Annotated in this window: 18 protein-coding genes and 1 other RNA gene; 17 read left to right on the forward strand and 2 right to left on the reverse strand. The window is 67.4% G+C overall.

The features are described from left to right. Positions 1-1,731: a penicillin-binding protein activator gene (locus ABQY64_RS04195; RefSeq protein ID WP_126961620.1), complete on the reverse strand. Its 1,731-nt coding sequence runs from the start codon at positions 1,729-1,731 to the stop codon at positions 1-3. 82 nt (positions 1,732-1,813) lie between these two features. Here ABQY64_RS04195 and rsmI point away from each other — a divergent pair, with 82 nt between their 5' ends. Next, positions 1,814-2,635, forward strand: a complete 822-nt coding sequence (gene rsmI, locus ABQY64_RS04200) for a 16S rRNA (cytidine(1402)-2'-O)-methyltransferase (RefSeq protein WP_039523544.1) — start codon at positions 1,814-1,816, stop codon at positions 2,633-2,635. 164 nt (positions 2,636-2,799) lie between these two features. Then, positions 2,800-3,227, forward strand: an RNA gene (gene rnpB, locus ABQY64_RS04205) — RNase P RNA component class A. Positions 3,228-3,604: 377 nt separating this feature from the next. Here the strand turns inward: rnpB and ABQY64_RS04210 are convergent. Then, entirely contained in the window at positions 3,605-4,378 is a 774-nt protein-coding gene (locus tag ABQY64_RS04210; protein WP_349780381.1) for an NRDE family protein, read from the reverse strand. 314 nt (positions 4,379-4,692) lie between these two features. Between ABQY64_RS04210 and mraZ the strand changes: the two genes are divergently transcribed. The 15 genes from mraZ (at position 4,693) to lpxC (ending at position 22,418) form a co-directional block, all read left to right on the forward strand. Continuing rightward, entirely contained in the window at positions 4,693-5,148 is a 456-nt protein-coding gene (gene mraZ / locus ABQY64_RS04215; protein WP_024939430.1) for a division/cell wall cluster transcriptional repressor MraZ, read from the forward strand. Between the two features lie 14 nt (positions 5,149-5,162). Continuing rightward, complete coding sequence (rsmH, locus tag ABQY64_RS04220) at positions 5,163-6,218, forward strand: 16S rRNA (cytosine(1402)-N(4))-methyltransferase RsmH (protein ID WP_349780382.1); 1,056 nt, start codon at positions 5,163-5,165, stop codon at positions 6,216-6,218. Continuing rightward, entirely contained in the window at positions 6,215-6,478 is a 264-nt protein-coding gene (gene ftsL / locus ABQY64_RS04225) for a cell division protein FtsL (RefSeq protein ID WP_005991913.1), read from the forward strand. Before rsmH ends, ftsL begins: the two co-directional genes overlap by 4 nt. Positions 6,479-6,617: 139 nt before the next feature. After that, on the forward strand, positions 6,618-8,486 hold the full coding sequence (locus ABQY64_RS04230) for a penicillin-binding protein 2 (RefSeq protein ID WP_016903085.1): 1,869 nt from the start codon (positions 6,618-6,620) through the stop codon (positions 8,484-8,486). Between the two features lie 8 nt (positions 8,487-8,494). Then, positions 8,495-9,970, forward strand: a complete 1,476-nt coding sequence (locus tag ABQY64_RS04235; protein WP_161961389.1) for a UDP-N-acetylmuramoyl-L-alanyl-D-glutamate--2,6-diaminopimelate ligase — start codon at positions 8,495-8,497, stop codon at positions 9,968-9,970. Then, the gene (gene murF, locus ABQY64_RS04240; protein ID WP_349780330.1) at positions 9,967-11,460 is read left to right on the forward strand and encodes a UDP-N-acetylmuramoyl-tripeptide--D-alanyl-D-alanine ligase; all 1,494 of its coding nucleotides are present in this window, start codon (positions 9,967-9,969) and stop codon (positions 11,458-11,460) included. The genes ABQY64_RS04235 and murF overlap by 4 nt, the downstream gene beginning before the upstream one ends. Further along, positions 11,450-12,535, forward strand: a complete 1,086-nt coding sequence (gene mraY, locus ABQY64_RS04245) for a phospho-N-acetylmuramoyl-pentapeptide-transferase (RefSeq protein WP_016903082.1) — start codon at positions 11,450-11,452, stop codon at positions 12,533-12,535. The genes murF and mraY overlap by 11 nt, the downstream gene beginning before the upstream one ends. Further along, on the forward strand, positions 12,535-13,905 hold the full coding sequence (gene ftsW / locus ABQY64_RS04250) for a putative lipid II flippase FtsW (protein WP_349780331.1): 1,371 nt from the start codon (positions 12,535-12,537) through the stop codon (positions 13,903-13,905). The genes mraY and ftsW overlap by 1 nt, the downstream gene beginning before the upstream one ends. After that, positions 13,902-15,182, forward strand: a complete 1,281-nt coding sequence (gene murG / locus ABQY64_RS04255; protein ID WP_349780332.1) for an undecaprenyldiphospho-muramoylpentapeptide beta-N-acetylglucosaminyltransferase — start codon at positions 13,902-13,904, stop codon at positions 15,180-15,182. Before ftsW ends, murG begins: the two co-directional genes overlap by 4 nt. Beyond that, entirely contained in the window at positions 15,179-16,612 is a 1,434-nt protein-coding gene (gene murC / locus ABQY64_RS04260; RefSeq protein WP_016902185.1) for a UDP-N-acetylmuramate--L-alanine ligase, read from the forward strand. The genes murG and murC overlap by 4 nt, the downstream gene beginning before the upstream one ends. Beyond that, positions 16,609-17,565, forward strand: a complete 957-nt coding sequence (locus ABQY64_RS04265; protein ID WP_047128132.1) for a D-alanine--D-alanine ligase — start codon at positions 16,609-16,611, stop codon at positions 17,563-17,565. Before murC ends, ABQY64_RS04265 begins: the two co-directional genes overlap by 4 nt. A 112-nt stretch (positions 17,566-17,677) precedes the next feature. After that, positions 17,678-18,514: a cell division protein FtsQ/DivIB gene (locus ABQY64_RS04270; RefSeq protein WP_047126005.1), complete on the forward strand. Its 837-nt coding sequence runs from the start codon at positions 17,678-17,680 to the stop codon at positions 18,512-18,514. Further along, complete coding sequence (ftsA, locus tag ABQY64_RS04275; protein WP_003485272.1) at positions 18,511-19,746, forward strand: cell division protein FtsA; 1,236 nt, start codon at positions 18,511-18,513, stop codon at positions 19,744-19,746. The genes ABQY64_RS04270 and ftsA overlap by 4 nt, the downstream gene beginning before the upstream one ends. Before the next feature lie 290 nt (positions 19,747-20,036). Then, positions 20,037-21,275: a cell division protein FtsZ gene (gene ftsZ, locus ABQY64_RS04280; RefSeq protein ID WP_016902188.1), complete on the forward strand. Its 1,239-nt coding sequence runs from the start codon at positions 20,037-20,039 to the stop codon at positions 21,273-21,275. A gap of 231 nt (positions 21,276-21,506) precedes the next feature. Next, complete coding sequence (gene lpxC, locus ABQY64_RS04285) at positions 21,507-22,418, forward strand: UDP-3-O-acyl-N-acetylglucosamine deacetylase (RefSeq protein WP_016902189.1); 912 nt, start codon at positions 21,507-21,509, stop codon at positions 22,416-22,418. Positions 22,419-22,482 lie beyond the last annotated feature (64 nt).

Raw genomic sequence — 22,482 nt, forward strand, 5'->3', positions numbered from 1 at the left:
TCAACGGCCGTCGGCGATCGGCACCGGGCGGCCACCGTTGAAGGTGGACCAGGCCGGGGTGCGCAGCACGTTGCCGAAGCCATCCAGATGCAGCGTGCCGGTAGCGCCGCGCAGGCCGCCGTCGGTGCCGGTGGCGAGTTTTTCCAGATATGCGCTGATCTTCCAGGCGTCGTAGCCGAACGCGAACAGGCGCGCGCCGGGTCCGCGTGCGCTGGGCAGCGTGCTGGCGACCTGGGTCGAGGCCGGCAGCCCGGACACGCCCAGCGCGGTCCAGGTCTCGCTCGGGTAGATGATGCCGTCCAGGGCCAGGTCGTCTTCGACCTTGCCGGTGCCGGCCACCAGCTGCGAGGTGCCCACGCGCGACTTGCCGGCAAATCCGCTCAACGCCAGTTGCGGCGCCAGCGCGCGCGCGGTGTTGCCGCGCACCGCCAGGAATACCGCATCGGCAGCACCGTAGTTGCGCAGCTGCGCACCGATGTCGCCCGGTACCTCGGCCACGCTGATGCTGCCGGCGACGCTGCCGCCGCGTTCGCTGAAGCGGTCGCGGAAGGCCTTGATGGTGCGCTTGCCGTTGTCGTCGCTGGTGCCGACGATCAGCACGTTGCGGCGCTCGCGCGAGAGCAGGTATTCGGCGGCCATGATGCCGTCGTCTTCCGGCGCCAGCGAGAAGCCGGCGCTGCCGCTGGGCGGTGCCTTGTTGTCGGTGGGGCGGTTGAGCGCCAGCACCGGCACTGCCAATTGGCCGCGCGCGAACACGGCGCTGACCTCGTCGCGACCCAGCGGGCCGACCACGTAGTCGACCCCGGCGCTCACCGCCTTGTCGTAGGCGGCATTGGCGCCGGCGGCGGTGCCGGCGGTATCGAAGAAGCGCAGTTCCGGGCGGCGGCGGGTTTCGGCGTAGTAACCGGCCAGCAGGCCGTCGCGCACCGGCGCCGAGGCGGTCGCCAGGCTGCCGCTGAGCGGGAGCAGCACGCCCAGCTTGACCGGCGGGCGATAGCCGTCGCGTTCGGCCGGCGGGCGCTTGCTGGTGTCAAAGCCCCATTGCGCGTCGCGATCGAAGGCGCGTGGCAGCGCCAGCCCGCGGCTGATCAAGGCGCGGCCGGCAAAGTTGTACAGCGGGTCGCCCGCCGGCAGCGCCGCGGTGCGGCCCTTCAGCGTGGCATCGTCGAGTGCGGCGAGCAGGCGCACGATCGCGCGCTGGTTCTCGCTGCGCGGGGTGCCGGTCAGGCTGGCATCGGCGCGTGCGCGGTCGGCGGCGGCCCCGAACAGGTCGCCGGTGCCTTCCAGTGCGGCGGCGCGTGCCAGCAGCCAGCGGGTCTGCAGCGGCTGCGGCAGGCCTTGCGGGCTGTCGCCCAGGGCCTGCAACGCCTGCGCGGCCTGCTTGTCGATCACCGCCAGCTCGCCGGTCAGCAGCGCGAAGCGGGCGCGGTCTTCGCCGCTGAGATGGCGCGGGGTGACCTGCGCCAGCAGCGTGCGCGCACGCGCGTCATCGCCGGCGTCGTGCCAGCCGAACGCAGACGCGGCCAGCAGGCGGCTGCGCTGCGCACCACTGGCGCTGGCCGCCTCGGCTTCCAGTTGCTGCGCCGCCTCGCGCGGCTTGCCCTGGTCCAGCAACGCCAGCGCCGCGCTCTGGGTCGGCGAGGCGGTCTGGGTCACGCTGCTGGTGGCGCAACCGGCGGCCAGCATCACCATCAGCGACAGGGCGGAGATCCTTGCAACACGCTTGTTCATTTCAGATCCATTGGACGGGGCCCGCCGGGGCGGACCGTTAAAAACGCTACGATTCTACCCTTTGCCCTACGGAATACCGTTGATGACCTCCCCCGGAACCCTGCACGTGGTCGCCACGCCGATCGGCAACCTGGCCGACCTGTCGCCGCGTGCGCAGGAGGTGCTGCGTGGCGTGGCCGCGATCTGCGCCGAAGACACCCGCCATACCCGCCAGCTGCTCGGCCATTTCGGCATCGACCGCCCGTTGCTGGCCCTGCACGACCACAACGAAGAGGCCATGTCCGAGCGCATCGTCGCGCGCCTGCGCGAGGGCGAGTCGCTGGCCATCGTCAGCGACGCCGGCACCCCGCTGGTCAGCGACCCCGGCTTCAAGCTGGTGCGCGCCGCCCGTGCGGCCGGGATCCGGGTCAGCCCGGTGCCGGGTGCCTGCGCCGCCATCGCCGCGCTCAGCGTGGCCGGCCTGCCCAGCGACCGTTTCGGCTTCGAGGGCTTTTTGCCAGCCAAGAGCGCCGCCCGCCGCGAGCGCCTGGCGCACCTGGCCGGGGAGACCCGCACCTTGGTGTTCTACGAGTCCTCGCACCGCATCGTCGAGTCGCTGGCCGACCTGCGCGGGGCCTTCGGCGACGAACGCCCGGCGGTAATCGCCCGCGAGCTGACCAAGCTGTTCGAAACCGTGCTCGACGGCACCCTGGCCGAGCTGCAGGCCAGGGTCGAAGCCGACGATAACCAGCGCAAGGGCGAGTTCGTGGTGATGGTGCAGGGCGCCGCCGACGCCGCCGAAGGCCAGCTGGCCGAAGGCCGCCGCGTCTACGCCAAGCTGGCCGAACACCTGCCGCCGTCCACCGCCGCCAAGCTGGCCGCCGAGCTGACCGGTGCGCCGCGCAAGGCCTTGTACGGCGGCTAGGTGTGCCGTTGCAGGAGCAGGTTGACGTGCACTGGGATTTTTCTCGGTAGGGCCTCTCGCGCCCGGGTGCGCTCCTACCGGCAATTGCGGGCCTACCGGCGATGGCGGGGCTGGCAGCGTTGCGCCGTTCTGCACGGTGGCGATAGCGTATAGTGCGCCCCGGCGGAGTCGGCCAGACAGTCGCGTCACTCGCAAGAGTGCCGAGGAAAGTCCGGGCTCCATAGGGCAAGGTGCCAGGTAACGCCTGGGCGGCGCAAGCCGACGGAAAGTGCAACAGAAAGATACCGCCTACGTCCCTCGTCACCCCTCTGCCGCCACTGAAACGTGTCGGCGATGCACAGGCATCGCCAAGTGCGTTCGGAGGCAGTAGAGGGGTGGCGAGGGGCCGGTAAGGGTGAAATGGTGCGGTAAGAGCGCACCGCGAGTCCGGTAACGGACCGGCACGGCAAACCCCACCTGGAGCAAGACCAAATAGGGATCCATTGGCGTGGCCCGCGCTGGATCCGGGTAGGTTGCTTGAGCGCTGCGGTGACGTAGCGCCTAGACGAATGACTGTCCACGACAGAACCCGGCTTACCGGCCGGCTCCGCCACCTTCTTTCGGGCGTTCGCCCTTCTTAACGCGGGGCCCCTCTGGGGGCCAGAATTCCGCGGCTGTGTCGCTGCCTTCTTTGGGCGTTCGCCCCAAGACCACACCCACGCTTCGTACCGCCTTCGGCAGTACAAAACGCGGGCCCCGCTCCGGGCATGCCAGAACCCCGCGGCTGTTTCGCCACCTTCTTTGGGCGTTCGCCCCAAGAAGACACCCACGCTTCGTACCGCCTTCGGCAGTACAAAACGCGGGCCCCGCTCCGGGCACGCCAGAACCCCGCGGCTATCGCCGCGCCCCCTTGACTCAAGGGGGCTTGCACTTGGGTGCGTTGCCGGGTGCCTTGCCTTGGCTGCGATCACTGTGCGCTGCTTGCTGCGGTCATTGTCGACGCGTCCCGACGATGTCCAGCCGCGTTTCGCCCTGGAAGATCCCCGCGGGGCCGAAGCGGCGTTCGTGGATGAAGCCGCTGCCCTGGTGGTCCACCGCGACAATGGTGCTGGCGCGGGTGCCATAGCTGGAGCCGTTGATGAAGGCGGCCGAGAGCAGGCGTTCGGTGGGCAGGTCCACGCCGGTGTGGGGCAGGGCGGCGTCGGGCGCGATGGCGGGGTTGCCCAGGGCGCTCCACAACGGTTGCAGATCGTCGCTACCTGCCGCGCACCAGTCGTGCAGGACTGCAGTCAGCGCGGCGGTCTTGGGCCAGTGAGCGTCCAGCGGGCCGTTGGACATCCCGTGGATGCCCGGCGCCAAGGTGCGTGCCAACGGCGGGTGGTTGCTGAGGTGTTCGCAGCGCTCGGCGTCGCACAGCAATAGATTGAATGGCGGGAATTCGTGCGCGGCCGCTGCCAGGTCGCCGGCGTACACGGCCGCGTCCAGGCTGCCGGCCAGGTAATCGGCAATGAGATGCCCGCGCGAGCGGCCGGACGCGGTGGCGAGCGGGTCGCGCACATTGGTCACCACCGCGGCGCGGCCGTCGCTGCCCAACCCCACCCAACTGCCGCCCGAGCGCAGGTCGCGGCCCGCCAGCACGCCGTCGGCGGGTGCCGGCCAGCGCGCCAGCGCAGCGGTCGGCCGGTCATGGAATTCATCGCGGTTGCCCGCCAGCAGCAGACGCCAACGCGGGTGGGTTTTCCAGGCAAGAGCGACCAGGCACATAGGTCTCATTGTCGCCTGTTTGCGCAATGCCCATGTGCAGCTGGCGCAGTGTGAAGTGAGACTGCGGTCGGGTTTACATGGCCTTCACGCCCCTGAATTTTTGTTCAATCTCAAAATCTGAGATGAAACAGCAACTTGTGGATAACCTTTGAACAAGTCTCTAAAGAGTGCTGCAACTCATTGATGCGACTGGCGATTTATGACCTTCAAAGTTGTTGACAACCTTTGACGCGCTGCTAAGGTGGGCAACGGAGGGAAAACCAGGTGTTTTGTGGTTTTTCGTGGTTCAATGATCCCCCAGCGGGTATTCGAGGTTGTATTCGGTGTTTCAGGGCGAGACTGCCATCACGGTGGACGACAAGGGGCGTATGGCGGTGCCAACCGCGTACCGCGACCTGGTCACGCGTGTGAGCGGCAATCGCCTGGTACTCACCTACAACCCGTTCGAAGCCGGGTGCCTGTGGCTGTACGCGGAAAAGGAGTGGGAGCGGGTGCGTGACGATGTGATGTCCAAGCCCAATACCCAGCGCGTGATCCGCACGCTGCAGCAGAAGCTGGTGGGTTCTTCCGCAGTGCTGGAGTTGGACGCCAATGGCCGTCTGAGCATCCCGGCCAGCCACCGCAATGCGGTCGGCATCGAGAAGAAGGCCGTGCTGCTGGGCATGGGCGACAAATTCGAACTCTGGAGCGAGCAGGCACATCGCGCACTGATCCAGCAGACATTGTCTGACGGGGATCTGGGCGATGAATTGCTCGATCTCAGGTTGTGAGCCGGGGTGCCCGGATGCGCGGTGAAGCGCAGCCCGGTCACCCGGTGTCGCAGCCACCGGCGGCCCATGTGCCGGTGCTGTACACGCAGGTTCTGGACGGCCTGCAGGTGATCGAAAACGGAACCTATCTCGATGGCACGTTCGGACGTGGCGGACACGCCCGTGGCGTGCTGCAACATCTTGGCCCGGGAGGTCGACTGCTGGTGATGGACAAGGACCCCGACGCGATCGCCGTGGCCGAACAGTCGTTCGGTGACGATGCGCGCGTGTCCATCCATCGCGGCAGCTTCGCCGGCCTCGGCCAGGTGGTCGCTGCGGCAACCGTCGACGGCATCCTGCTGGATCTTGGCGTGTCCTCGCCGCAGCTGGACGTGGCCGGGCGCGGTTTCAGTTTCGGCAAGGACGGCCCGCTGGACATGCGCATGGATCCGGACGCCGGCCAGAGCGCGGCCGAGTGGCTCGCGCATGCCAGCGACCGCGACATCGCCGACGTGCTGTGGACCTATGGCGAAGAGCGCCAGAGCCGTCGCATCGCGCGCGCCATCGTGGCCCGCCGCGCCGAACAGCCGCTGCTGCGCACCGCGCAACTGGCCGAGCTGATCGCCTCGGTGATGCCGCGCGGCGACAGCAAGACCCATCCGGCCACGCGCAGCTTCCAGGCGATCCGCATCTACATCAACCGCGAGCTGGACGATCTGGAAGCCGGCCTGGACGCCGCCCTGGGCGCGCTCAAGCCCGGCGGCCGCCTGGCGGTGATCAGCTTCCACTCACTGGAAGACCGCATCGTCAAGCAGTTCATGGCCCGCTACGCCAAGGCCCCGCCGAGCAACCGCCGCCTGCCCGAAGCGCAGCCGTTCGTGCCGACGCTGCAGCTGATCAGCGGCGCCATCAAGGCCGAAGACGCCGAACTGAGCATCAACCCGCGCGCCCGCAGCGCGGTGTTGCGGGTGGCCGAGAAGCTGGGAATGGGGAATGGAGAATCGGGAATGGGCAAAGGCAACAGTGCCGCTGCTTTCCGAATCCCGAATCCCGAATCCCGATTCCCGGCGTCTCAAGGAGACGCCGCATGAGCCGCCTGCTGCTCATCGTGCTGCTTGCCTGCAGCATCGCCTCGGCGATCGGGGTCGTGTACATGCGCCACATGCATCGCAAGCTGTTCGTGCAGCTGTCCAAGCTCGAGCACACGCGCGATGAATTGAATATCGAATTCGGCCGGCTGCAGCTGGAGCAGGCCACCTGGGCGGAAAGCAATCGCGTGGATCAGGTTGCGCGTGCGCGCATCGGGATGAAGTTCCCGGAGACCAACGACATCGTGGTGGTGCGCCCATGAGCGGACGCCAGGACAGCCGTTTTGCACGGCGTCGCTGCCCGCAGGGTGGCGCACACACAGGTACGCCCATGACAAAACGGCAGGACAGCCGTTTTGCACGGCGTAGCCGCCCGCAGGGTGGCGCACACGGAGGTGCGCCATGAAGGCCGGCCGCAACCGCGCGCGCAGCAACTTCAATCTGCGTGGCCGCCTGACGCTGGTCGGCATCGCGCTGGGCCTGTGCTCGGTGACGCTGATCGGCCGGGCGGCGTTCGTGCAGCTGGTCAACCGCGATTTCTACCAGCGCCAGGGCGAAGCGCGCTATCTGCGCGAACTGCCGATCGCCACCTCGCGCGGCATGATCACCGACCGCAACGGCGAGCCGCTGGCGGTGTCCACGCCGGTGGAATCGATCTGGGTCAATCCGCAGGAACTGTTGCGCAACCCGGACCGCATCCCCGAGCTGGCCAAGGCGCTCGGCCAGCCGCTGGACGAGTTGAACGCCAAGCTGGCGCAGAAGGCCGGCAAGGAATTCATGTACCTGCAGCGCCGGATCAACCCGGACAAGGCACATGCCATTGTCGACCTGAAGATCCCCGGTGTGTTCTCGCAGCGCGAGTTCCGTCGCTTCTATCCGCAAGGCGAGGCGATGGCCCACGTGCTGGGCTTCACCAATATCGACGACCGCGGCCAGGAAGGCCTGGAGCTGGCCTTCGACGAATGGCTGCGCGGCAAGCCGGGCTCCAAGAAGGTGGTGCGCGATGCGCGCGGCGCGATCGTGGAGAGCGTGGATCTGGTACGTCCGGCCCAGCCAGGCAAGGACCTGACGCTGAGCATCGACCGCCGCATCCAGTTCCTGGCCTACAAGGAACTGCGCAACGCGCTGGTCGAAAACAATGCTGCCGGCGGTTCGATGGTGGTGATGGATGTGGCCACCGGCGAAGTGCTGGCGATGGTCAACCTGCCCACCTACAACCCCAACGCGGTCACCGGCATCAACCCGTCGGCGCGCCGCAACCGTGCGGTCACCGATCTGGTCGAGCCGGGCTCGACGATGAAGCCGCTGACCGTGGCCACCGCGCTGACCGCCGGTGTGGTGACCAAGGACACCGTCATCGATACCAACCCCGGCTACATGTCGGTGGGGCGCTTCACCATCCGCGATGTGCCGCGCAACAACGGCGTGCTCAACGTCACCGGCGTGATCACCCGCAGCTCCAACATCGGCGCGGCCAAGATCGCCGCCAAGGTGCCGGACCAGACCTTCTATCAGTCGATCCGCAACTTCGGTTACGGCGCTGCGCCGCACAGCGGTTTTCCCGGCGAATCGGCCGGCGTGGTGCTGCAGCCGGCGCGCTGGAGCGGCCCGTCCAAGACCACCATGTCCTACGGCTATGGCCTGTCGGTGACGCCGCTGCAGATCGCGCAGGCCTACGCCACGCTGGGCAACGGCGGCAAGCTGACGCCGCCGACCTTCGTGCGCGGCCAGCACAACGAAACCCGCCAGGTGGTCACCCCCGAAGTGGCGCGCCAGGTCATCGACATGATGGAAACCGTGGTCACCCAGGGCGGCGCCAAGGGCGCGGCGATCCTGGGCTATCACGTGGCCGGCAAGACCGGTACCGCGCGCAAGAACGGCGCCAACGGGTACGAGCGCGGGCATTACAACGCGCTGTTCGCCGGCCTGGTGCCGGCCACGCGGCCGCGCTTTGCCACCGTCATCGTGATCAACGATCCGCAGGGCAAGGTGTATTACGGCGGCCTGGTGTCGGCGCCGGTGTTCCACAAGGTGATGGAAGGCGCGCTGCGGCTGATGGACGTGCCGCCGGACGACATCCAGTCGTGGCTGGCCGCGCAGGCCGCCGGCAAGACCGGGCAGCCGGTGGTCAAGCCGCAGCCGGCCGATCTGGACCCGGCATTGGTGCCGGACCCGGTGGATGAAGTGTCTGCGGGTATTCCCACCGCACTCGCACCGGCTGCATTGCCCGCACCCGCCCAGCCTGCACCGTTGCAGGAGAGCCGCCAGTGAGCCGCAGCATGCCGCTGTCGCAGTTGTTGCCGGACGTGCCGCTTGCGCACGAGGTGCAGGTGTCGGGCCTGGTGATGGACAGCCGTGCGGTGCGTGCGGGCGATGCCTTCGTGGCGATCGCCGGTTTCGGTGCGCATGGCCTGGGCTTCGTCGACCAGGCGCGCGCCAATGGCGCGGCGGCGGTGTTGTTCGAGCCACCGGCGCCGGCCGATCTGCCGGCACCGGCCGACGCGATCGCGGTGCCGGGCCTGCGTGCGCGCCTGGGCGCGATGGCCGATCAGTTCCACGGCCAGCCCTCGCGGGCGATGCGCATGGTCGGCGTCACTGGTACCAACGGCAAGACCTCCACCGTGCAATTGCTGGCGCAGGCCCTGACGCTGCTCGGCACCCCTGCCGGCACGCTAGGCACCCTGGGTGTCGGCCTGTACGGCAGCGCCGTGCCGACCGGTTTCACCACGCCGCTGGTGCTGCAGACGCATGCCTTGCTGGCGCAGTTGCGCGACGCGGGCGCGCAGGCAGTGGCGATGGAAGTCAGCTCGCATGCGCTGGACCAGGGCCGCGTGGATGCGGTGCATTTCGACGTGGCGGTGTTCACCAATCTCACCCGCGACCATCTCGATTACCACGGCGACATGGCCCAGTACGGCGCGGCCAAGGCCAGGCTGTTCACGCGCGCCGGATTGAAGGCTGCGGTGGTGAACCTGGACGATGACTTCGGCCGCACGCTGCTGGCTTCGCTCGACCCCGCGCTGCGCGCGATCGGCGTGAGCTCGCGCGCGCAGGCCCAGGCAAGCGTGCGTGCGCAGGCACTGCAGCTGGATCACAACGGCATCAATTTCGCACTGCATCTCGACGGCCAGGTGCATCCGGTGCACTCGCCGCTGCTGGGCCGCTTCAACGTGGACAACCTGCTGGCCGTGGCCGGTGCGTTGTCTGCGCTGCAGATCGCGCCGGCGCAGATCGCCGAAGTGCTCGGTCGGTTGCAGCCGATCCACGGCCGCATGAATCGCCTCGGTGGCGCGCATGGCGCACCGCTGGTGGTCGTCGACTACGCACACACGCCCGACGCGCTGGAACAGGCATTGGCCAGCCTGCGCTCGCATGCACAGGACCGGCTGATCTGTGTGTTCGGTTGTGGTGGCGAGCGCGACACCGGCAAGCGCCCGCAGATGGCGGCCATTGCCGAGGTCAATGCCGACGTGGCGATCGTCACCGACGACAACCCGCGTGGCGAAGATGGCGATGTGATCGTGGCCGATATCCTGCGTGGCTTCGCACGCCCGGATGCGGCCATCGTGCAGCGCGACCGCGCCGCGGCGATCCATCAGGCCATCAGCATGGCCAGCGCCTCCGACATCGTGCTGATCGCCGGCAAGGGCCACGAGCCGTACCAGGAAGTCGCCGGCGTGCGGCATGCCTTCGACGACGCCATCGTGGCGGCGCAGGCCTTGTTGCCGCGCACCGTACTGGGAGTGCGCGCATGAAGCTCACGCCGCTGTCGTTGATCGCCCACTGGGCCGGTGGCGAGCTGCATGGCGACGACGCCATGATCGACACCGTCGGCAACGACACCCGCACGCTGGCCAACGGCAGCCTGTACGTGGCGCTGCGCGGCGAGCGTTTCGACGGACACGACTTTGCCGCAGACGCGGTGGCGCACGGCGCCAGCGGGTTGCTGGTGAGCCGCCTGCTGCCGGCGCTGAGCGTGCCGCAGGTGCTGGTGGAAAATACCGAACTGGCGCTGGCGCGGATCGCGGCCGGCATGCAGCGCGACCGCGCCACGCGGGTGATCGCCTTGACCGGCTCCAACGGCAAGACCAGCGTCAAGGCTCTGCTGCTGGCCATCCTGACCGAGGCCGGGCGTGTCGACGGCACCACCGTGTACGCCACGCCGGGCAACCGCAACAACGAGATCGGCCTGCCGCTGGCAGTGATCGCCGCGCCGGACGATGCGGACCTGGCGATTTACGAAATGGGCGCCGGCAAGCCGGGCGATATCGCCTATCTCACCGAGATCGCGCAGCCGCACGTGGCCCTGGTCAACAACATCGCCCCCGCCCATCTGGAACGCCTGGGCAGCCTGCTCGGCGTCGCCCGCACCAAGGGCGCCATCTACGCCGCATTGCCGGCCGATGGCGTGGCGGTGATCAATGCCGACGATGCCTTCGGTGCCTGGTTCGAGCAGCAACTGCATGCGCAGCCGGTGCAGGGCCGCCGCGTGTTGCGCTACGGCCTGCAGGCCAGTGCCGACATCACCGCGCATGGCTTGCGGCTGCAGGCCAGTGGCGCGCAATTCACCCTGGTGACCCCGCAAGGCCAGGCGCAGATCGCGCTGCCGTTGCCGGGCCGCCACAACGTGCTCAACGCGCTGGCCGCGGCCGGCCTGGCCTTGGGTGCGGGCATCGCCCTGCCGATCATCGCCGCCGGCCTGGCGCAGGTGCGCCCTGTGGCCGGTCGTCAGATCACCCACGCCCTGCCTGGCGGCGCGGTGCTGATCGACGACAGCTACAACGCCAACCCCGGCTCGCTGGATGCCGCCATCGACACCCTGGCTGCTGCGCCTGGCCAAGGCTGGCTGGTGCTCGGCGACATGCGTGAACTCGGCCCGGAAGGCGCGGCCCTGCATGCCGCCGCCGGACGTCGCGCGCGCGCGGCCAAGCTGCAGCGCCTGTACGCGCTGGGCGAGCTCAGTGCCGCCGCCGCACAGGCGTTCGGCGAGGGCGGCCGCGTGTTCGCCACCCATGCCGCGTTGATCGCGGCCTTGCAGGCGGATCTGGCGCAGCTCGCCGTTTCGCCGACCCAAACGCAGGAATCTTCTTCGATGTACGAACACACCGGTGCGGCGGCGCAGACTGCCGCCACCACGGCGCAAACCCCGCCCACGCTGCTGGTGAAAGGCTCCCGTGGCAGCGCCATGGACCGCATCGTCGCCACGCTGCTCGCCCCGGCGGAGGACGCATCCCATGCTGCTTGAGCTGGCGCGTTGGCTGCAGCAACTGGAGAGCCTGTTCGGGCTGTTCAACTATCTGACTTTCCGCGGCATCCTGGCCGCGCTGACCGCGCTATTCCTGTCGCTGTGGATGGGCCCGGCGGTGATCCGCAAGCTGGCCCAGTTCAAGGGTGGCCAGCCGATCCGCCAGGACGGCCCGCAGACGCATTTTTCCAAGGCCGGCACCCCGACCATGGGCGGCTCGCTGATCCTGCTGACGGTGACTTTGTCGGTGCTGCTGTGGGGCGATTTGCGCAACCGTTACGTGTGGTTGGTGCTGGCGGTGATGGTCTGTTTCGGTGCGATCGGCTGGTACGACGACTGGATCAAGATCGTGCGCCGCGATCCCAACGGCCTGAAGTCGCGCTGGAAGTATCTGCTGCAGTCGATCTTCGGCCTGGCCGCGGGCCTGTTCCTGTACTACACCGCCGATGTGCCGGCCGCGATCACCTTCTACATCCCGATGTTCAAGTCGATCGCGCTGCCATTGGCCGGCGTGAGCTTTGTGGTGATCGCCTATTTCTGGATCGTCGGCTTCTCCAACGCGGTCAACCTGACCGACGGCCTGGACGGCCTGGCGATCATGCCGACCGTGCTGGTGGCCTGCGCGCTGGGCGTGTTCGCCTACGCCTCGGGCAATGTGGTGTTTGCCGAATACCTGAAGATCCCGCTGATTCCCGGGGCCGGCGAGCTGATCATCATCTGCTCGGCGATCGCCGGCGCAGGCCTGGGCTTTCTGTGGTTCAACACCTATCCCGCCATGGTGTTCATGGGCGATATCGGCGCGCTGTCGCTGGGCGCAGTGCTCGGCACCATCGCGGTGATCGTGCGCCAGGAGCTGGTGCTGGTGATCATGGGCGGGGTGTTCGTGATCGAAACGCTGTCGGTGATGATCCAGGTCGCCAGCTTCAAGCTGACCGGCAAGCGCGTGTTCCGCATGGCGCCGATCCATCACCACTTCGAACTCAAGGGCTGGCCGGAGCCGCGCGTGATCGTGCGCTTCTGGATCATTTCAGTGGTGCTGGTGCTGATCGGCCTTGCCACGTTGAAGGTGCGCTGATGAACGACATGTCCCGCCAGGCCACGCGACTGGACGCCATCGGCGGCCGCTACGACCCGTGGCTGCTCGGGGCCGCGGCCACGCTCGCCTCGCTGGGCGTGGTGATGGTGGCGTCCAGCTCGATCGAGCTGTCCGACAACCCGTTCTATTACTTGACCCGCCATCTGCTGTTCCTGGGCATCGGCGTGGGCCTGGCGTTCTGGGCGATGCGCACCGAGCTCAAGACCATCGAGCAGTACAACCAGGTGTTGCTGCTGGCCTGCTTCGGCCTGCTGATGGTGGTGTTCGTGCCCGGCCTGGGCAGCAGCGTCAACGGCGCCAAGCGCTGGATCAACCTGGGCGTGTCGAAATTCCAGACCGTTGAAGCGGTCAAGGTGCTCTACATCGTGTGGCTGTCCAGCTACCTGGTGCGCTTTCGCGACGAGGTCAATGCAACCTGGCCGGCGATGCTCAAGCCGCTGGGCGTGGCGATCGCACTGGTCGGCCTGCTGCTGATGCAGCCGGACTTCGGCTCGTCCACGCTGCTGCTGGCGATCACCGCCGGCATGCTGGTGCTGGGCGGGGTGAACCTGCCGCGCATGTCGATGCCGATCGTGTTCGGCCTGCCGGTGTTTGCCTTCATCGCGATCCTGGAGCCGTACCGGCTGCGTCGCATCACCTCGTTCCTGGACCCGTGGGCCGACCAGCTCGGCTCCGGCTATCAGCTGTCCAACGCCTTGATGGCGGTCGGCCGTGGCCAGTGGACCGGCGTGGGCCTGGGTGCCTCGGTGCAGAAGCTCAACTACCTGCCCGAAGCGCATACCGACTTCATCTTCTCGGTCATCGCCGAGGAGCTCGGCTTTGTCGGCGTGTGCGGGGTGATTTCGCTGTACGCGCTGCTGGTCGGCCGCGCGTTCTGGCTGGGCATGCGCTGCGTGGAAATGAAGCGTCACTTCTCCGGCTACATCGCCTTCGGCATCGGCTTGTGGATCAGCCTGCAGAGCTTTGTTTCGGTAGGCGTGAACCTGGGCATCCTGCCGACCAAGGGCCTGACCCTGCCGCTGATTTCCTCCGGCGGTTCGTCGGTGCTGATGACCTGCGTGGCGATGGGCCTGCTGCTGCGCGTGTCCTACGAAATGGATCGTGCCGAGCGCCTGCGCAGCAAGTTGTCGCCGCAGGGTGCGGGCGCAGCGTCGGCCGAGCCGGTGGTCGAGTCGGCCGCGCCGGCCTACGCGCCTGCGCGCAAACCGCAGCGCGAGCCGGTTGCCGCCGCACCCGCGCCGGCACCGGTTGCTGCAGCCTCGGCCACGTCTGCGCATGCGTCCGAGTTCCTGCGCGGCACCAGCCGCATGCAGCCGCGCGTGGAACCGACCTTCGGGAGGATTGCATGAGCGCTCATGCAAATCCCGCGCAAACGCCTGCATATCCAGGTGCGGGGATCCGACCAGTGATGATTCTGGCTGGCGGCACCGGCGGGCATATCTTCCCGGGTCTGGCCGTGGCCAAGGTGCTGCGCGCGCGTGGCGTGCCGGTGACCTGGCTGGGCGCCGACGGCGCGATGGAAACCCGGCTGGTGCCGCAGCACGATATTCAACTCGACACGCTGGCCATCAGCGGCCTGCGTGGCAAGGGCCTGGTGAAATTGCTCGGTGCGCCGGTGCGGGTGATGCGCGCAGTGCGCGCTGCCGGCTTCGTGCTGCGCAAGCGCCAGCCGCGTGCGGTGATCAGTTTCGGCGGCTTTGCGGCCGGCCCGGGCGGCCTGGCAGCGCGGCTGCTCGGCGTGCCGTTGCTGGTGCATGAGCAGAACCGCGCGCCCGGCATGACCAACAAGGTGTTGTCGCGGTTTGCGCGCCGTGTGCTGACCGGTTTCCCGGGCAGCTTCGCCGGCGAAGAAGCGGTGGGCAATCCGGTGCGTGCGGAAATCGCAGCGCTTCCCGCGCCGGCCACGCGTCTGCTCGGCCGTGGCAATGCCGTACGTGTGCTGGTGCTCGGTGGCAGCCAGGGCGCACGCGCATTGAACCAGGCCGTGCCGGCGGCACTGGCCGCGCTCGGTCACCCGGATGTCGAGCTGCGACACCAGTGCGGTGAAAAGCTGCGTGCCGAAGCCGAGGCCGCGTACGCGCAGGCGGGCGTCAACGCCAGCGTCGAACCCTTCATCGCCGACATGGCCGCCGCCTACGCCTGGGCCGATCTGGTCGTGTGCCGCGCCGGTGCCTCCACGCTGGCCGAACTGTGCGCCGCCGGCATCGGCAGCGTGCTGGTGCCCTTCGCCGCCGCGGTGGATGACCACCAGACCCGTAATGCCGAATACCTGGTCGGCGCCGACGCCGCCGTGCTGCTCAAGCAGGACGACACCCTGGCCGCGCGCCTGCAGCAGGTCTTGCAGACCCTGCTCGCCGACCCCGCCCGCCGCCTGGCGATGGCCCAGGCCGCCCGCACCCTGGCCAAGCCGGACGCCGCCGAACGCATCGCCGACATCATTCTTCAGGAAGCCGGGAGTGGTGAATCGGGAATGGGGAATGGGCAGAGCTCAGAACAATTGCAGGAACAGACAGTGATGCAAGAAAACAAGCGTACCGGTCAGGCGCTCAACGCCGCCGGTGCCTCGCTTTATACGATTCCCGATTCCCAATTCCCGATTCGCACCTCCACTGGAGGTGCCGCGTGATCCGCCGTCTGCAGGACAGTGGCGACCTGGTGCGTGCATTTCCGCGCGTGCATTTCGTCGGTATCGGCGGCACTGGCATGAGCGGCATTGCCGAGGTGATGCTGACGCTGGGCTACGAAGTTTCCGGCTCGGACAACTCCGATAACGTGGCGACGCGGCGGTTGGCCAAGCTGGGTGCGCGGGTGATGCGCGGGCATTCGGCGGCCAACGTGCTCGGCACCGATTGCGTGGTGGTGTCCAGCGCGATCCGCGAAGACAACCCCGAGCTGATGGAAGCGCGCAGCCAGCGCATTCCGATCATGCCGCGTGCGGCGATGCTGGCCGAGCTGATGCGGTTCCGTCGCGGCATCGCGGTGGCCGGCACGCATGGCAAGACCACCACCACCAGCCTGGCCGCAGCGGTGCTGAGCGAGGGCGGGCTGGATCCGACCTTCGTCATCGGCGGGCAGTTGCTGGCCGCCGGCGCCAACGCCAAACTCGGTGGCGGCCAGTGGCTGGTGGCCGAGGCCGACGAGAGCGACGGCAGCTTCCTGCGCCTGAATCCGCTGATGGCGGTGATCACCAACATCGATTCGGATCACCTGGAAAACTACGGCAACGATTTCGCACGCATCCAGGCCGCCTTCGCCGAGTTCCTGCAGCGCCTGCCGTTCTACGGCCTGGCGTTGCTGTGCATCGACGACCCGGAAGTGGCCGCGCTGGCCGGCAAGACGCCGCGCCACGTGATGAGCTACGGCATGAGCGAAAACGCCGACGTACGCGCCGAAGACGTGGTGCAGGACGGCCCGCGCATGCGCTTCACGCTGCGTCTGCCCGAAGGCACCACCACGCCGGTGACGCTGGCCTTGCCGGGCCGTCACAACGTGCTCAACGCACTGGCGGCCGCTGCGATCGGCTGGCAGCTGGGCGTGGCGCCGGAGACCATTGCGCGTGCGCTGGAAAACTTCGCCGGCATCGGCCGCCGCTTCAACGACCTGGGCGAAGTCACCACCAGTACCGGTGCGCGCGTGCGCGTGGTCGACGACTACGGCCACCATCCGCGCGAGCTGGAAGCGGTGTTCGCCGCCGCCCGTGGCGGCTGGCCGGACAAGCGTCTGGTCGTCGCATTCCAGCCGCATCGCTACAGCCGTACCCGCGATCAGTTCGATGCCTTCGCCGCGGTGCTGAGCACCGTCGATGCGCTGGTGCTGAGCGAGGTCTATCCGGCCGGCGAAGCACCGATTCCAGGCGCCGATGCGCGCGCGCTGGCGCGTGCGATCCGTGCGCGCGGCCGCAGCGAACCGGTGGTGGTCGGGCAGATTTCCGGCCTGGCCGAAGTGCTGCCGGACGTGCTGCAGGACGGCGATCTGCTGCTGATGATGGGCGCCGGCGATATCGGCTATGTCGCGCAGCACATCATCAACAACGGTTTCACCGGAGCGAGCGCATGAGCGCGGTGATTCCCAACGCACGTACCAGCGATCCGGCCGCGTTCGGCCGCGTCGCCGTGCTGCTCGGCGGTACCTCGTCCGAGCGCGAAGTGTCGTTGAACTCCGGCAGCAACGTGCTCGACGCACTGCGCGCGCGCGGTGTCGACGCGCAGCCGGTCGATGGCATTCCGGCCCTGGCGCAGGCCCTGGTCGAAAAACGCTTCGATCGCGTCTTCAACGTGTTGCACGGCCATAACGGCGGCGGCGAAGACGGCATCGTGCAAGGCCTGATGGAAGCCTTCAAGGTGCCGTACACCGGCTCCAACGTGCTGGGTTCGGCGTTGAGCATGGACAAGATCCGCACCAAGCAGGTGTGGCTGTCACTGGGCCTGTCCACGCCGCGCTATGCGCGCCTGGCCGCCGGTGCCAGCGCTGACGACATCCATGCCGCCGCCCGGCAGATCGGCTTGCCGGTGATCGTCAAGCCGGCCAACGAAGGCTCCAGCGTCGGCATCAGCCGCGTGTTCGACCAGGCCCAGCTCGAACAAGCCGTGGTACTGGCGGCGCGCTACGACGGCGCGCTGCTGATGGAGCAGCTGATCGAAGGCGACGAACTCACCGTGGCCGTGCTCGGCGAGGTCGCGCTGCCGTCCATCCGCATCGTGCCCAAGGGCCAGTGGTACGACTACAACGCCAAGTATCTGGCCGACGACACCCAGTACCTGTGCCCGGGCCTGGACGGCGATGCCGAGACGCAACTGCGCCAGCTCGCCCTGGACGCCTTCCGCGCCGCCGGTGCCCGCGGCTGGGGCCGCGTCGACGTGATGCGCGACCGTGCCAGCGGCCAGCTGTATCTGCTGGAGGTCAACACCGCCCCGGGCATGACCAGTCACTCGCTGGTGCCCAAGGCCGCGCGCCAGCTCGGCATCGATTTCGAGGAACTGGTCTGGCGCGTGCTGGAGCAGACGCTATGACGCAGGGAATGGGGAATCGGAAATCGGGAATCGCAAAAGCGACAGCCGGCAGTGCGCCGCTGTTGACGATTCCCTATTCCCGATTCCCCATTCCCGCGCGCGGAGCGCGCGCATGAACGCCACCCTGCGCATCCTGGCGTGGTTGCTCGCGGTGGCGCTGGTCGCGTTGCCGGTGGTAGCCGTGCTCAATGGCTGGGTCGGTGCCGAGCGTTGGCCGTTGGCGCGCTTGCGGGTGTCGGGCGACTTCAAGCGGGTGCCGGCCGAAGAGTTGCGCGCGGTGGTCCTGCCATATGCGCGCGCGGGCTTTTTCGCGGTGAAGTTGCAGAACGCGCAGGACGCCATCGCGCGCCTGCCGTGGGTGGAAAGTGCGCAGGTGCGCAAGCGCTGGCCGGACGTGCTGGAAGTGCACGTCACCGAGCACAAGCCGTTCGCGCGCTGGGGCACCGACCGCATGTTGTCCGAGCAGGGCCGGCTGTTCCGCACCCCGCCGTTGTTGAAGGATTTCAAGTTGCCGCAACTCGGTGGCCCCGACAGCAAGACCCAGGACGTGGTGGCGCTCTACAACGAATCGCGCGCACTGTTCGCGCCGACCGGGCTGGATGTGGAGCGTCTGGAAATGGACGCACGCGGCAGCTGGTCGCTGGGCCTGAGCAACGGCGTGCAGATCGTGATCGGCCGCGACGATGCGCGCGCGCGCCTGCAGCGCTTCGCCCGCGTGCTGCCGCAACTGGCCGACCCGCAACGCCCGATCGCGCGCGCCGACCTGCGCTACACCAACGGCTTCACAGTCGAACGACGAATGGAGAGTGGGGAATCGGGAATGGATAAGAAACCCAAGCCGGCGTCGCCCGCTGCGCCTCACGCACTTGTCCTCAATTCTCCTCGCCTCCGTGCACCGCTGTTGACCATTCCCCATTCGCTATTCCCTATTCCCGGCTTTAAGACATGAACCGCAAAGGCGACAAATCCCTCATCGTTGGACTGGACATCGGCACCTCCAAGGTCGTCGCGCTGGTCGGCGAGTACTCGCCCGGCAATCCGATCGAAGTGATCGGCATCGGTTCGCATGAATCGCGCGGTCTCAAGCGCGGCGTGGTGGTGGACATCGAATCCACCGTGCAGTCGATCCAGCGCGCGGTGGAAGAGGCCGAGCTGATGGCCGGCTGCGAGATCCGCTCGGTGTACGCGTCGATTTCCGGCAACCACGTGCAGTGCAAGAACTCGCCCGGCATCGTGCCGATCCGCGACGGCGAAGTGACCTGGAGCGATCTGGAGCGCGTGCTGGATGCGGCCAAGGCCGTGGCCATTCCTGCCGACCAGCGCATCCTGCATGCGATCCCGCGCGAGTACGTGCTGGACGATTCGCAGGAAGGCATCCGCAATCCGGTCGGCATGACCGGCGTGCGCCTGGAGGTGCACGCGCATCTGGTGGTGTGCGCGCAGTCGGCTGCGGCCAACATCACCAAGTGCGTGCAGAAGTGCGGCCTGCAGGTGGACGATCTGGTGCTGTCGTCGTTGGCCTCCAGCGTGGCGGTCCTGACCGCCGACGAGCGCGAACTGGGCGTGGTGCTGGTGGACATCGGCGCCGGCACCACCGACCTTGCGGTCTACGTGCAGGGCGCGATCTGCCACACCGCCTCGCTGCCGATCGCCGGCGACCACGTCACCAACGACATCGCGCACATGCTGCGCACGCCCACCCCGGAAGCCGAGCAGATCAAGGTGCGCTACGCCTGTGCGCTGGCGCAGCTGGCCACCGCCGAAGAAAGCATCCAGGTGCCGTCGGTCGGCGATCGCCCGCCGCGTCGCATGCCGCGACATGCGCTCGCGCAGGCGGTGCAGGGCCGTTACGAGGAAATCTTCGAAATGGTGCAGGCCGAACTGCGCCGTTCCGGTTTCGAGGAAATGGTGCGCGCCGGCATGGTGCTCACCGGCGGTGCGTCGAAGATGGAAGGCGTGGTCGAACTGGCCGAAGAAATGTTGCAGATGCCGGTGCGCGTGGGCATTCCCCAGCACGTCACCGGCCTGGGCGAAGTCGTCGGCAACCCGGTGCACGCCTCCGGCGTGGGCCTGCTGCTGATGGGCAGCCAGATCGAACACCCACGCCGCCCGTCGATCCCGACCGGCCGCGCCGGGAGCTTGTTCAAGAAATTGAAGAACTGGTATCGCGGGGAATTCTGAAGAATCGGGAATCGGGATTCGAGAATTGGTTGAAGCAAAGGCAAAGCGGTTGCGGCAGATTTGAGTGGAGAGCGGTGAGAGCGGGCAGAGCGTAGTTTTTTTGCGGTTCCGTCGAGGAAGCAGTGGTTGGCGTGGAGGTGATTCGCTGTTGCGATTCCCCATTCCCAACTTCCCATTCCCGGCATTCAAACAACAACATTCGCCGACATGCGGGTGTTGGGCTGGCGAACGGAGCAATCCGATTCCCCATTCCCGATTCCCCATTCACGGCATCTAAAGAGGACACTGACATGGCACATTTTGAACTGATCGAAAAGATGGCTCCCAACGCGGTAATCAAGGTCGTTGGCGTGGGCGGCGGCGGCGGCAACGCGGTTGCGCACATGGTCAACACCAATGTCGATGGCGTGGAGTTCATCACCGCCAACACCGACTCGCAGGCGATCAAGAACTGCGGCGCCAAGCTGCAGCTGCAGCTCGGCACCAACGTCACCAAGGGCCTGGGCGCGGGCGCCAATCCGGAAGTCGGCCGCCAGGCCGCGCTGGAAGACCGCGAGCGCATCATGGACGCGCTGCAGGGTGCGGACATGGTGTTCATCACCGCCGGCATGGGCGGCGGCACCGGCACCGGCGCAGCGCCGGTGGTTGCACAGCTGGCCAAGGAAATGGGCATCCTGACCGTGGCCGTGGTCACCAAGCCGTTCCCCTTCGAAGGCCGTCGCCGCATGCAGGTTGCGCTCAAGGGCATCGAGGAACTGAGCCAGCATTGCGACTCGCTGATCACCATCCCCAATGAAAAGCTGATCACCGTGCTTGGCCGCAACGCCACCATGATCCAGGCCTTCCGCGCCGCCAACGACGTGCTGCAGGGCGCCGTGCAGGGCATTGCCGATCTGATCGTGCGTCCGGGTCTGATCAACGTCGACTTCGCCGACGTGCGCACCGTGATGTCGGAAATGGGCCTGGCCATGATGGGCACCGGTTCGGCTCGCGGCGACGATCGCGCGCAGGCCGCTGCCGAAGCCGCCATCCAGAACCCGCTGCTGGACGACGTCAACCTGGCCGGTGCCAATGGCATCCTGGTCAACATCACCGCCGGCCCGGACTTCACCATGTCCGAGTTCGACGAGATCGGCCGCACCATCGAGGCGTTCGCCTCGGAAGATGCGACCGTGGTCGTCGGCACCGTGCTCGACCCGGACATGCAGGACGAAGTGCGCGTCACCGTGGTGGCCACCGGCCTGAACCGTGCGGTTGCCCGCCAGACCCAGCGTCCGGACCAGCGCGCGCCGATCAAGCTGGTGCGCAATGCCACCACCGGCCAGCCGGAGTTCGGCGATTTCGACACCAGCGGCGGCGATGCGGTGTCCAAGGCCGTTGGCGGCAGCATGGGCCTGGGCCTGCGTCGTCCGAGCAGCGACTCGGTCGGCAGCGGCAGCAACAACGGCGGCGGTTCGGCTGCGCCGGCCGCAGACCTGCCCAACGACTACCTGGATATCCCGGCGTTCCTGCGCCGCCAGGCCGACTGAGGATCGTCGGCTGCGTCGCTACGGCGGCGCGGTCCGTTCCGCCCCGGGGTTCGCCTCGGGGTGCAGTGCCATGTCCTTTCTGCCGGATCGGCCACGATCCGGCAGCTTTTGCAGTGGCGTGACCCGGGAATTACAGTTCCCGTCACGCGCGACTTGTTAAAATTCAGATAATCTCTACGGATTAGACAGCCGGTTCAGCGTCTGTCTGCATTGTTCATCCAGACTTCGCATATGACCCAGCAACGCACTCTCAAGAACACCATTCGCGCCACCGGCGTCGGCCTGCACAGCGGCGACAAGGTGTACATGACGCTACGGCCGGCTCCGGTCGATCATGGCGTGGTGTTCCGGCGTGTGGACCTGGAGCCGATCGTCGAAGTCCCCGCCGATGCCGAGCTGGTCACCGAGACCACGCTGTGCACCGGCCTGACCTGCAATGGCGCCAAGATCCAGACCGTCGAGCACCTGATGTCGGCACTGGCCGGCCTGGGTGTGGACAATGTCATCGTCGAACTGTCCTCGGCCGAGTTGCCGATCATGGACGGTTCGTCCGGCCCGTTCGTATTCCTGCTGCAGTCGGCAGGCATCGTCGAGCAGAACAAGGCCAAGCGCTTCATCCGCATCAAGCAGACGGTGGAAGTGCGCGAGGGCGACAAGATCGCGCGCTTCGAGCCGTACGAGGGCTACAAGCTCGGCTTCACCATCGAATTCAACCACCCGATGATCCCGGCCAAGCAGTCGCGCCAGGAAATCGAGTTCTCCACCTCGGCCTACGTCAAGGAAATCTCGCGCGCCCGCACCTTCGGCTTCATGCGCGACCTTGAATACATGCGCGAGCGCAATCTGGGCCTGGGCGGTTCGATGGACAATGCCATCGTGCTGGACGAGTTCCGCGTGCTCAACGAGGACGGCCTGCGCTACACCAACGAATTCGTGCGGCACAAGATCCTGGACGCCATCGGCGACCTGTATCTGGCTGGCGGCGCCATTCTGGGCGCCTACGAAGGCTTCAAGTCCGGCCACGCGCTCAACAACAAGCTGGTGCGTGCGCTACTGGCGGATCAGGCCGCCTGGGAATGGGTCAGCTTCCCCGAAGGCACCGTGCAGCCGCCGGTCACCTACGCCAGCCCCGTCTACGCCTGATGTCGGGGAATGCCGCAGTCGGCGTTTGAAGTGTGAACTGCGTCGGATTACCGGCCCGTTCTTA

The organism is Xanthomonas sp. WHRI 7065 (assembly GCF_040203115.2).
GTDB lineage: Bacteria > Pseudomonadota > Gammaproteobacteria > Xanthomonadales > Xanthomonadaceae > Xanthomonas > Xanthomonas arboricola.